This is a genomic window from Paraburkholderia sp. EG304 (genome assembly GCF_046543485.1).
GTDB lineage: Bacteria > Pseudomonadota > Gammaproteobacteria > Burkholderiales > Burkholderiaceae > Paraburkholderia > Paraburkholderia youngii.
The window spans coordinates 1-367 of record NZ_JBKGUA010000380.1; the positions used below are offsets into that span (position 1 = coordinate 1).

Genomic DNA, 367 nt, shown 5'->3' on the forward strand with positions numbered 1-367 from the left:
CCGCGCGCATCCAAGACGCAATCGACGCCTGTCCGGCAGGCCAAGCGGTTAAGCTTGTCACCGGTGCATCAGGAGATACCGGCTTTCTCAGTGGTCCGCTCAGGCTAAAATCCGGAGTATCGTTGTGGATCGACCGAGGCGTGACGCTATTCGCCTCTCGCAATCCCGCAGACTTCGATAATGGTGCGGGAACGTGCGGTACTGCGACTACATCAAATAAAAAATCTTGCAATCCGCTCATACTTGCACAGACAACTACGGGCAGCGCGATTCTGGGTGACGGGACCATCGACGGTCGTGGTGGCAGCTTGCTCACCAGCGGCGCCAATGCGGGCAGGCGCACCTGGTGGGACGTCGCCTCTCAAAA

The 367-nt window shown here is 58.6% G+C and carries 1 pseudogene; it reads left to right on the plus strand.

The annotated features are described in order from the left end of the window. A pseudogene (locus ACLFKU_RS44380) lies at nt 1–367 on the plus strand (polygalacturonase); the annotation flags it as partial.